Origin of the sequence: Streptomyces sp. NWU339 (genome assembly GCF_003143855.1) — a bacterium.
Lineage (GTDB): Bacteria > Actinomycetota > Actinomycetes > Streptomycetales > Streptomycetaceae > Streptomyces.
In genome coordinates this window covers 1-11,519 of record NZ_QFRK01000013.1, presented here as the reverse complement: position 1 = coordinate 11,519, position 11,519 = coordinate 1, and the positions used below count along the sequence as shown (strand labels likewise).

At 69.7% G+C, this 11,519-nt stretch carries 7 protein-coding genes, 1 rRNA gene and 1 pseudogene; 5 read left to right on the top strand and 4 right to left on the bottom strand.

Features of this window, described 5'->3' with window-relative positions; all coding sequences use genetic code 11:
* Window positions 1–10: 10 nt before the first annotated feature.
* Window positions 11–198: pseudogene (locus DIZ27_RS17665) on the bottom strand (diguanylate cyclase); the annotation flags it as partial.
* A gap of 118 nt (window positions 199–316) precedes the next feature.
* On the opposite strand from DIZ27_RS17665, the gene DIZ27_RS17660 reads away from it, so the two are divergent.
* Window positions 317–1,135 carry a M15 family metallopeptidase gene (locus DIZ27_RS17660; RefSeq protein WP_109379390.1) on the top strand — a complete coding sequence of 273 codons (819 nt, stop codon included), beginning with the start codon at window positions 317–319 and terminating at the stop codon, window positions 1,133–1,135.
* Between the two features lie 69 nt (window positions 1,136–1,204).
* Window positions 1,205–1,747, top strand: coding sequence for an NUDIX domain-containing protein (locus DIZ27_RS17655; protein WP_109379554.1), 543 nt, complete (start codon window positions 1,205–1,207; stop codon window positions 1,745–1,747).
* Window positions 1,748–1,780: 33 nt separating this feature from the next.
* On the opposite strand, the gene DIZ27_RS17650 is transcribed toward DIZ27_RS17655, so the two are convergent.
* Window positions 1,781–4,150, bottom strand: a complete 2,370-nt coding sequence (locus DIZ27_RS17650; RefSeq protein WP_109379389.1) for a glycoside hydrolase family 31 protein — start codon at window positions 4,148–4,150, stop codon at window positions 1,781–1,783.
* Between the two features lie 211 nt (window positions 4,151–4,361).
* Between DIZ27_RS17650 and DIZ27_RS17645 the strand changes: the two genes are divergently transcribed.
* Together DIZ27_RS17645 and DIZ27_RS17640 are read left to right on the top strand one after the other, a co-directional pair.
* Entirely contained in the window at window positions 4,362–6,338 is a 1,977-nt protein-coding gene (locus DIZ27_RS17645) for an acetoacetate--CoA ligase (protein WP_109379388.1), read from the top strand.
* 172 nt (window positions 6,339–6,510) lie between these two features.
* Window positions 6,511–7,401 carry a hypothetical protein gene (locus DIZ27_RS17640; RefSeq protein WP_109379387.1) on the top strand — a complete coding sequence of 297 codons (891 nt, stop codon included), beginning with the start codon at window positions 6,511–6,513 and terminating at the stop codon, window positions 7,399–7,401.
* Between the two features lie 121 nt (window positions 7,402–7,522).
* Here DIZ27_RS17640 and ptsP read toward each other — a convergent pair whose 3' ends face one another.
* Together ptsP and DIZ27_RS17630 are read right to left on the bottom strand one after the other, a co-directional pair.
* Window positions 7,523–9,193: a phosphoenolpyruvate--protein phosphotransferase gene (ptsP, locus tag DIZ27_RS17635; RefSeq protein WP_109379386.1), complete on the bottom strand. Its 1,671-nt coding sequence runs from the start codon at window positions 9,191–9,193 to the stop codon at window positions 7,523–7,525.
* Window positions 9,194–9,273: 80 nt separating this feature from the next.
* A complete protein-coding gene (locus DIZ27_RS17630; protein ID WP_109379385.1) occupies window positions 9,274–9,723 on the bottom strand; it encodes a PTS glucose transporter subunit IIA in 450 nt (149 codons plus the stop codon).
* 554 nt (window positions 9,724–10,277) lie between these two features.
* Here DIZ27_RS17630 and DIZ27_RS17625 point away from each other — a divergent pair.
* Window positions 10,278–11,519, top strand: a 16S ribosomal RNA gene (locus tag DIZ27_RS17625); the annotation flags it as partial.

Here is an 11,519-nt window from a genome sequence, read left to right as displayed (position 1 = left end):
GACGTGTCACACCCGCCGCGAAGCCGGCGCCGTCGTTCACCTGCTCGAAGTGGTCGACGTCCAGTCGGCTGAGCGCGAAGGCCCCGCCGCCCGCGATGCGCCGGTCCACCTCGCCGGTGATCGTGCCCGAACCCGGCAGCCGGGTCAGCGGATCGAGTCCCGGGCCTCCTCCACCCGGGTCTCGGCCAGGGCCCGCACCCGCCCCGACGACGCGGTGGCGGGCAGCAGCGCGACGGCCGCCAGTGGTGCGTCACGGGTGACCGGAGCAAGGCAGGGGGCTTCCCGACGGATTCCACTCCTGATAGATGCAGGAGACATGACACGACTCTCCGCCGCGGTGCGCGCCCTGATCACCGCGCTCGCCGCCCTGACGGCCACGACCGCCGTATCCGCTCCCGCCGCATCCGCTCCGGAGAAGCCGGAACCCAAGGCACCCGAGGACTTCGTTGCGCTGAACAGTGTGGACCCGACGATCATCCAGGAGATGCGCTACTTCACCCCGCACAACTTCGTGGGCGAGCGCATCGACGGCTACCGGCAGCCCCTGTGCATCCTCACCCGCCCCGCGGCCCGGGCCCTCCACGAGGCCCAGCGCAAGCTGCTGCGACAGGGCTACTCCCTCAAGGTGTACGACTGCTACCGGCCACAACGCGCCGTGGACCACTTCGTGCGCTGGGCCAAGGACCTCGACGATCAGGCGATGAAGGGGGAGTTCTACCCGAACGTCGACAAGAACCGGCTGTTCGCCGACGGCTACATCGCGGAGAAGTCCGGCCACAGCCGAGGCTCGACCGTGGACCTCACCGTCGTACGGCTCCCCGCCGAGCCGACCCGGCCGTACCACCCGGGACAGCCCCTCACCCCCTGCTTCGCGGCCAAGGACCAGCGGTTCCCCGACAACTCGGTCGACATGGGCACCGGCTACGACTGCTTCGACACGCTCAGCCACACCCTCGACCCCCGCATCCAGGGCGAACAACGGGCCAACAGGCTGCTCCTCAAAGGCACCCTGGAGAGCCTCGGCTTCGTGAACCTGGCCGAGGAGTGGTGGCACTACACCTTCAAGCCGGAGGCTCATCCGGACACCTACTTCGACTTCCCGGTGTCCCGCGGGTCGCTCACCGGTCACCACTGAGCGCTCCCCGAAGCCGCCTGGTGAGCGGCCCCCGAAGACGCCCCCGCCGTGATCGGCTACAGTCCGCGCGTGTCCAGAAACCGAACCCCCGGCCCGGCCCTCGACCCCGTGCCGGACTCGCACTGTTCGAGCTGCGGCACGCCCTTCGGCGCGGGCGTCTCCGGCTGGCCCCGGGACTGCCCGGCATGCGGTGCCGTCGCCTATCGCAACCCGCTGCCGGTCGCGGTCGCCCTCCAACCCGTGTACGACACGAAGGGCACCGCCCTGGTCGTCATCACCCGCTCCATCGCCCCCGCGCGCGGAGGCACGGCCCTGCCCGGCGGGTACATCGACGACCGGGAGGACTGGCGCCAGGCCGTCGTACGCGAACTCCGGGAGGAGACCGGAATCGACGCGGCGAGCCGGGACGTGCGACTCGCGGACGCCATGAGCTCGCCCGACGGACACCTCCTGCTGTTCGGTCTCCTTCCGGAACGTCCCGCGGAAGGCCTGCCGCCCTTCGCCGCCACGGACGAGACGGAAGGCCGGCACCTGCTGCGCCGCGCGGAGGAACTCGCCTTCCCGCTGCACACGCGGGCCGCACGCGCCTGGTTCGAGGGCCGGTACATCTGACTCCAAGCCCGCCCAGGCCCGACCCGGCACGGCTCAGCGCGGCCCGAGCCCGCGCATCCGCACCGGGTAGGGCAGCTCGCGGGCGCCGTCCGCACCCTCCCGCTCGACGACGATCCGGGCTCCCGCCCAGCGGACGCCGTACCGCTCGATCTCCGGCTCCTCCCAGCCGTCGCCGACATCCGCGACGACCGTCCCGCCCCCGGTCCGCCCCCTCACGGGCGCCCACACCTCCAACTCCAGCCCACCGTCCTCCCCGCGCACGGGAATCACGGAGCCCGCGCGGGCGAAGACCGGAATGCGGTCCAGGGGCGCGTCGACCAGCACCTGGGCGGGCCCGTCGTACGCCCGTCCCGTAGCCGACTCGTACCAGCGCCCACCGGGCAGCCGCACCGTACGCCGTCCCACCCCCGGGGCCAGCACCGGTGCCACCAGCAGGCAGTCACCCAGCAGGAAGGCGTCCCCGCAGTCGCGCAACGCGCGCTCCTCCGGCGCCGACCACCACAGCGGCCGCACACAGGGAGCCCCGGTGCGCCGGGCCAGATGCGCCAGCGTCACGAAGTACGGCTGCAGCCGGCGACGCCCGACGAGGGCCGTACGCGCGCGCCGCACCACCTCGGCGCCGAACTCCCACGGCTCCTTGCTCCCCGCACCCGCCTGCGTGCGGAACAGCGGCAGATGGGCACCCAGCTGGAGCCACCGCAGATACAGCTCCGCGGACAGGTCCCCGCCGAACCCGCCGACATCCGGCCCCGCATACGGGACACCGCACAACCCGAGCCCCATCACCAGGGCCAGGGAGGCCCGCAGTCCGGCCCAGCCCGTGGCCACCTCCCCCGACCACGTCCCTCCGTAGCGCTGCATACCGGCCCACCCCGAGCGCGAGAACACGAACGGCCGCTCCTGCGGCACCAGCGTCCGCAGCCCCTCGTAGGCCGCCCTGGCCATGCACAGCGCGTACACGTTGTGCGCCTCGCGGTGATCGCCGCCCCGCCCGTCCAGGGCGTGCCGTGCCGAGCGGGGGAGCGTCGGTTCCCCGAACGCGGTGAACGACGTCGGCTCGTTCATGTCGTGCCAGAAACCCGCGAAACCCTGCTCCAGTCGCTCCGCGTACAGACCGCCCCACCACTGGCGCACGCGCGCGTGCGTGAAGTCCGGGAACACCACGTCTCCGGGCCAGGAGACGCCCTGAACGACCTCTCCCGAGGCGTCCCGCACGAACGCCTCCTGCGCCGCCCCCGAGTCGTGCACGGCACTGCCGCCCTCGGCAGCGACCGCGGGGCCGACGACCGACACCAGCCGGATCCCGTCCCGCCGCAGCTCGTCGGCGAGCGCCGGCAGTTTCGGGAACCGCTCCTGGTCGACGGTGAACACCCGGTGCGCGTCGTGGTGGTCGACGCCCAGATGAACGGCGTCGAGCGGCAGCCCGTGCTCCCGGTAGCGGGCGACGGTCCGCCGCACCTGCTGCTCGCCACCCTGGCCCCACCGCGCGTGATGATGGCCGAAGGCCCACGCGGGCGGCAGCGCGGGGGCACCGGTCAGCGATCCCCAGGCGAGCAGCACCCGCGAGGGAGTACCCACCATCACCCAGCAGCGCAGTGGGCCCCCGTCCATCCGCAGCGTGCTCGTCCCGACCTGGTCGTGCCCGGAGCCGGCGCCCTCCACGCCCTCCCGCAGTGTCACCGTGCCGTCCCACGAACTGTCGTGGAACGCGAGATGCGTGCCCGCGTCGGCCACCACCAGCTGCACCGGCATCATGACGGGGAGCGGACCGTCACCGGACCCGAAGGCGCGACCGGGGCCCGTGTTCCACAGCCGGTAGGTGCCGTCCCGCAGCCACGGTCCGAAGGCGCGCCCCCCGAGCCCGAAGAACCGGGCGTCGGCCCGCACCTCCGACCGCTGCATCCAGCGCGCGGTGCCCCCTCCCACCGGTCCCACCGGCTCCCACCAGCGCGGCGGCAGATCGCGCCGCAGAACCACGCCTCCCGGGGTGAGCACCTCCACCGAGCCGAGCCGTGAGACGACGACCGTCACCCGCTCGGCGACCACACGCCAGCCGCCGTCCGTGTCCGGCTCCAGCACCGCCCGCGGATCCGGATCGGGACAGCGGCCGGCCAGCGCGTACGACGGCTCGGGAGCCGCCCCGTCCCAGCCCCAGAAGACGGCGCCGTTCACGGCGACGAGGATCCGGAGCTCGGAGCGGCTGAACCGGACGATCCCGCCCCCGGGCCCAGGCTCCACCTCCCGCACCTGTCCGGGCGTCCGTGCGCGCTCCGTCCCCCGGGGTGGCAGCCCGGTGGCGTCGGCCCGTCGCCTGCGCCACGCTGCCCGTACGGTACGCAACCCCCGTGCCGCGCTCACCGAGCCGACCGATCTCACCGAACGCACCAGGCCACGACCGTCCATGGTGCTCACCCTGCCATTGCGTGCACTTCGCACGAGTGTCGTTCAACTGCCGTTCACCCACGGTCGGACCACATCTTCACGACACGGACTGCGGAGGCACACCCTGGTTAGGAAGACGATCACATGGCATCGTTCCTGTCAGCCGCGTCACGCGCACACCCCAGCCCGTGCGCGCAGGACGCACACGACGCGCACAGTCCGGGAGCCGCCCATGTCGACCGAGAACCCCCAGCCGCTCTGGCAGCCTGATCCGCAGCGCATCGCCCAGGCCCGGATCACCACGTTCCAGGCATGGGCCGCCGAACGGCACGGCGCCCCCGCCGAGGGCGGTTACGCGGCACTGCACCGCTGGTCCGTGGACGAGCCGGAAACCTTCTGGAAGGCCGTCACGGAGTGGTTCGACGTCCGCTTCTCGACCCCCTACGCGCGTGTGCTGGGCGACCGTTCGATGCCCGGCGCCCAGTGGTTCCCCGGTGCGACCCTCAACTACGCCGAACACGCCCTCCGCGCGGCGGCGACCCGCGCGGACGAGCCGGCGCTCCTGTACGTCGACGAGACCCATGACCCCAGGCCCGTCACCTGGGCCGAGCTGCGCAGCCGGGTCGGCTCCCTCGCCGCCGAGCTGCGTGCCCTGGGCGTACGTCCCGGAGACCGCGTCAGCGGCTACCTCCCCAACATCCCGCAGGCCGTCGTCGCCTTCCTGGCCACCGCGGCGGTGGGTGGCGTGTGGACCTCCTGCGCGCCCGATTTCGGCGCCCGCAGCGTGCTCGACCGCTTCCAGCAGGTCGAACCGGTCGTCCTGTTCACCGTCGACGGATACCGCTACGGCGGAAAGGAGCACGACCGCCGCGACGTCGTCGCCGAACTGCGCCGTGAACTGCCCACCCTGCGCGCGGTCGTGCACATCCCCCTGCTCGGGACCGACACCCCGGACGGAGCGCTGGACTGGTCGCCCCTGACCTCCGCGGACATCGAACCGGCATTCGAGCAGGTGCCTTTCGAGCACCCGTTGTGGGTGCTCTACTCGTCCGGCACCACCGGACTGCCGAAGGCGATCGTCCAGTCCCAGGGCGGCATCCTGGTCGAACACCTCAAGCAGCTCGGACTGCACTGCGACCTGGGGCCGGAAGACCGTTTCTTCTGGTACACGTCGACCGGCTGGATGATGTGGAACTTCCTCGTCTCCGGCCTCCTCACCGGAACGACGATCGTCCTGTACGACGGCAGTCCCGGCTATCCGGACACGGGCGCCCAGTGGCGGATCACCGAACGCACCGGCGCCACCTTCTACGGCACCTCCGCCGCGTACGTCATGGCCTGCCGCAAGGCCGACGTGCACCCCTCCCGCGACTTCGACCTCTCCGCGGTGCAGTGCGTCGCCACCACCGGCTCCCCCCTGCCGCCCGACGGATTCCGCTGGCTGCACGACGAGTTCGCCGAGAGCGGGGCCGACCTGTGGATCGCCTCCGTCAGCGGCGGTACGGACGTCTGCTCCTGCTTCGCGGGGGGCGTACCCACCCTCCCCGTGTACATCGGCGAGCTGCAGGCCCCCGGTCTGGGCACCGACCTGCAGTCCTGGGACCCGAGCGGCAAACCCCTGACCGACGAGGTCGGCGAGCTCGTGGTCACCAATCCGATGCCGTCCATGCCGATCCACTTCTGGAACGACCCCGACGGCAGCCGCTACCACGACAGCTACTTCGACACCTATCCCGGCGTCTGGCGGCACGGCGACTGGATCACCCTCACCTCGCGCGGTTCCGTCGTCATCCACGGCCGCTCCGACTCCACGCTCAACCGCCAGGGCGTCCGCATGGGGTCGGCGGACATCTATGAGGCCGTCGAACGCCTTCCCCAGATCAAGGAATCCCTCGTCATCGGCGTCGAACAGTCCGGCGGCGGCTACTGGATGCCCCTGTTCGTGCACCTGGCACCGGGCGCCGTGCTCGACGAGGACCTGAAGGGGCTCATCCAGCGGACCATCCGTGAGCAACTGTCGCCGCGCCATGTCCCGGACGAGATCATCGAGGTGCCCGGGGTGCCGCACACCCTGACCGGCAAGCGCATCGAGGTGCCGGTCAAACGCCTTCTCCAGGGCACGCCGCTGGAGAAGGCGGTCAACCCGGGGTCCGTCGACAACCTGGACCTGCTCACGTTCTACGAGGACCTGGCCCGCCAACGCACCTGACCCCCGGACGCCGGCCGGCCGGTTGCCGACCGGTCCGGTACGACCTCCTCCCACCGTGCCGCCCGTGGTGGCGGCACGGCGCGGTTCCGCCCACTCACCGTCACCGCCGGACGCCGTTGTCAGTGCCCCCGGTTACTGTGAGTGAGCATTGATCGACTGTACAGGGGGAGACATGACGTACACCGACCACCGAACCGTCCGACGTGTCCTGCACCGGGAAATCGCGGGCACCATCGGGGTGCTGACGGACGAGCACGACTTCCGCGCCATGCGGCACTACCGAAGCTTCGTCTTCGACGACCACGCCACGTACCTCGAACACGTGGAGGCCGTCCTCAGGACACGTGCCCTGCAGGGCAACCACACCACACTGGCCCTCTTCGACCCCGAGGAGTACGCGGCATTCTGCGCGCACACGGGCCTCGACCCAGACCGCCGCACCAGCCGCACCCGCTTCACCGCCGAACTCGCGGCCACAGGCCCCACCGTCCCCTACGAGGGGCAGCCGTTGGCCGACCTCCTGCCCGCCCTCGTCGACGAGGCGGTCCGCCGGGCGACCTGGGAGTACGCGACCACACTCCTCGCCCGCCTCGGCGCCTGCGCCTCGTGCGGTGAGGACCTGGGCCGCGAGGCCTTCGCCCGCGCCTCCCAGCTGATCGTCCGCATCCTCGACACCGCGGGACCCGGCAACCGGCACCTCGTCTGCAGTGTCGCCGGACCGCCCGAGACCCTGGTCGCCGTCCTGCACGCCGACGACAACGACGGACACATGGAGCTGGACGACGCCGAGCTCCTCGAATTCACCACGGTGCTGGCGGTCGGCCTCGCCACCGACAGTCCGGGCGGACTCGTCATGCGGACCACCGCACCAGGAACCGCCGACCGCATCCACGGCTGGCGGCTGCGTGCCCACGGCCTCGAACCCCTCACTGCGGGAGAGGTCTTCGACGCCTACTGCACCGACGTGGAATCCGGAGACCTCATCTCGCCCGAGTCCAATGTCGACTACTGCGAGCCGCCCGACCTCGCGGACGAGGGCCCGAGCCCGACCCACCATCACTGAAAACGAAAGGGAAACGCAAAAGGGGAATCGGAGGGAAGGAAAGGGAAGGAAAAGGGGCGCTCCAGAACCTGGAGCGCCCCTCACGAAAAGCAGCCGGTCGGGCGCGGCCTGCCGCGGTCGGCTATTCGCCCGACAGCACTGCCTGAGCGGCCCTACGGGCCTCCTCGGCGCTGTCGGTCGCGCGAGCCGCCGCCGCGGCCCGCTCACACTGCGCCAGCGTGAACTTCGCCAGCGCCGCCCGTACATAAGGGATGGACGCCGCGCCCATGGAGAGGGAGGTGACACCCAGACCGGTCAGCACCGAAGCGAGCAGCGGGTCGGAAGCGGCCTCACCGCAGACACCGCAGCTCTTGCCCTCGGCCTTCGCCGCCTCGGCGGACAGCGCCACCAGGTCGAGCAGCGCGGGCTGCCACGGATCCTGCAGCCGGGACACCGCGCCCACCTGGCGGTCCGCGGCGAACGTGTACTGCGCGAGGTCATTCGTCCCCAGCGAAAGGAACTCGACCTCCTGCAGGATCGAGCGCGCACGCAACGCGGCCGACGGAATCTCGACCATCGCACCGAACTTCGCACGCAGGCCCGCCTCACGGCACGCGTCGGCGAAAGCCTTGGCGTCGGCACGGTCCGCCACCATCGGGGCCATCACCTCGAGCTGGACGGACAACCCCTCCGCGGCCTTGGCCAGCGCCGACAGCTGGGTACGCAGCACCTCCGGGTGATCGAGCAGTGACCGCAGACCACGCACACCCAGCGCCGGGTTCGGCTCATCGGCCGGGGTGAGGAAGTCCAGCGGCTTGTCCGCGCCCGCGTCCAGCACGCGCACCACCACACGGCCCTCGGGGAAAGCCTCGAGCACCTGACGGTAGGCCGCGACCTGCTTCTCCTCGGAGGGAGCGTTCTTGCTGTCGTCCAGGAAGAGGAACTCGGTGCGGAAGAGACCGACGCCCTCTGCGCCCGCCTCGACCGCGGCCGCCACATCCGCCGGACCGCCGATGTTCGCCAGCAGCGGCACCGTGTGACCGTCCGCGGTCGCACCGGGCCCGGTCGACGCGTTCAGCGCCGCCCTGCGCGCGGCCGCCGCAGCCTCGAGCTGCCCCTTCTTCTCCTCGCTCGGGTTCACGAAGATCTCACCGGTGCTGCCGTCCACCGCGATCATCGCCCCCTCGGCGAGCTCACCCGCACCCGGCAGGGCCACCACGGCCGGCACACCGAGCGCCCGCGCCAGGATCGCGCTGTGGCTGGTGGGCCCCCCTTCCTCAGTCACAAAGCCGAGCACCAGGGCGGGGTCCAGCAGGGCCGTGTCCGCCGGCGCCAGATCCCGAGCCACCAGGACGTACGGCTCGTCACTGTCCGGGACACCCGGCATCGGTACCCCGAGCAGCCGTGCGACGATCCGATTCCGAACGTCGTCGAGATCGGCCACGCGGCCCGCCAAATACTCACCGGCGGCGGCCAGCAGCTCGCGGTACGCGGCGAACGCGTCGTACACCGCACGCTCGGCGGTGCTGCCTGCGGTGATACGACGTTCCACGTCCGTCATCAGCTCGGGGTCCTGGGCCATCATGGCCTGAGCCTCGAGGACCGCCTGGGCTTCACCGCCCGCCAGATTGCCGCGCGCCATCAGATCGGCCGCCACAGCCTCCACGGCCTTGCGGGCGCGCCCCTGTTCACGCTCAGCCTCTTCCGCCTGGATCTGCCTGGCCGGCGGTTCGAGCACGGCCGTTCCCATGTGTCGAACCTCGCCGATCGCCACACCGTGGCTCACGCCGACGCCTCGCAGCATTGTCTCCATCTCACCCGTCTCCGATAGTGCGGCGGCTCACGCCGCCGGGTTGGTTGCCCTGCTTGCCGTCAATGAGGACGGCACCGACGTCACTTCCAGAGGAAGAGACTGTCGCCGGCCTTCACCTCGCCGTCGTCGCGCAGCTCGGAGAGAGCATCCGCGGTGGCCTCCAGAGCCACGACCGGGCACACCGGGGACTTGCCGGCGGCCTCGACGGCGGCAGGGTCCCAGCGCACGATGCTCTGACCACGGGTCACGGTGTCGCCCTTGTTGACGAGCAGCTCGAAGCCCTCGCCGTTGAGCTGCACGGTGTCGATGCCGAGATGCGTCAGCACGCCGTGCCCGCTCTCGTCGACGACGACGAACGCATGCGGGTGGAGGGAGACGATGACACCGTCCACGGGGGAGACGACTGCGGAGGGCTCCCGTACGGGGTCGATCGCTGTACCCGGGCCGACCATGGCCCCGGAGAAGACGGGATCGGGCACGGATTCCAGTCCGATGGCCCGTCCTGCGAGCGGGGACGTCACGGTGGTCATGGGAAGCCTCCCAGGGGCGGAGATCTATAGGAGCCCGTCACTGCCTATCTCGGACGGTGCACTGTGATGCAGGGTATGTCATAGGTAGTACCGGTTTGCGCGAGAGGACCAATTAGAGGTCTAGACCACATCTCGCAGCGATTTGCACCCGCTCTGCGGCCCCATGTACAGTCGGGGACCTGCCTGGGGCTGAGCGATGCGATCACGCGCGCCCTGACTCTCGGCAGCCCAACTCATCAGATCTTATCTCGAGATCATCTTCTGCATGCCTGCAGGGTGGTGGTCAGGGGGTCGGAAAAACACTGATAGAGTTTGGGAACACCGAAGGGAAGCGCCCGGAGGAAAACCCGCAGGGGTGAGTACGAAGGAAGCGTCCGTTCCTTGAGAACTCAACAGCGTGCCAAAAATCAACGCCAGATATGTTGATACCCCGTCTCCGGCCGTCCGGCCGGGACGAGGTTCCTTTGAAGAAACACAGCGAGGACGCTGTGAACCGCCGGATCATTCCTCCGGTGGTTCCGCTCTCGTGGTGCTCTCCCGATCACGGGAAAACATTCACGGAGAGTTTGATCCTGGCTCAGGACGAACGCTGGCGGCGTGCTTAACACATGCAAGTCGAACGATGAAGCCCCTCGGGGCGGATTAGTGGCGAACGGGTGAGTAACACGTGGGCAATCTGCCCTGCACTCCGGGACAAGCCCTGGAAACGGGGTCTAATACCGGATACCCGCCGCCGCCCGCATGGGCGGCGGCGGAAAGCTCCGGCGGTGCAGGATGAGCCCGCGGCCTATCAGCTGGTTGGTGAGGTAACGGCTCACCAAGGCGACGACGGGTAGCCGGCCTGAGAGGGCGACCGGCCACACTGGGACTGAGACACGGCCCAGACTCCTACGGGAGGCAGCAGTGGGGAATATTGCACAATGGGCGCAAGCCTGATGCAGCGACGCCGCGTGAGGGACGACGGCCTTCGGGTTGTAAACCTCTTTCAGCAGGGAAGAAGCGCAAGTGACGGTACCTGCAGAAGAAGCGCCGGCTAACTACGTGCCAGCAGCCGCGGTAATACGTAGGGCGCGAGCGTTGTCCGGAATTATTGGGCGTAAAGAGCTCGTAGGCGGCCTGTCGCGTCGGTTGTGAAAGCCCGGGGCTCAACCCCGGGTCTGCAGTCGATACGGGCAGGCTAGAGTTCGGTAGGGGAGATCGGAATTCCTGGTGTAGCGGTGAAATGCGCAGATATCAGGAGGAACACCGGTGGCGAAGGCGGATCTCTGGGCCGATACTGACGCTGAGGAGCGAAAGCGTGGGGAGCGAACAGGATTAGATACCCTGGTAGTCCACGCCGTAAACGGTGGGCACTAGGTGTGGGCGACATTCCACGTCGTCCGTGCCGCAGCTAACGCATTAAGTGCCCCGCCTGGGGAGTACGGCCGCAAGGCTAAAACTCAAAGGAATTGACGGGGGCCCGCACAAGCAGCGGAGCATGTGGCTTAATTCGACGCAACGCGAAGAACCTTACCAAGGCTTGACATACGCCGGAAAACCCTGGAGACAGGGTCCCCCTTGTGGCCGGCGTACAGGTGGTGCATGGCTGTCGTCAGCTCGTGTCGTGAGATGTTGGGTTAAGTCCCGCAACGAGCGCAACCCCTGTCCCGTGTTGCCAGCAGGCCCCCTTTGGGGGTGCTGGGGACTCACGGGAGACCGCCGGGGTCRACTCGGAGGAAGGTGGGGACGACGTSAAGTCATCATGCCCCTTATGTCTTGGGCTGCACACGTGCTACAATGGCCGGTACAATGAGCTG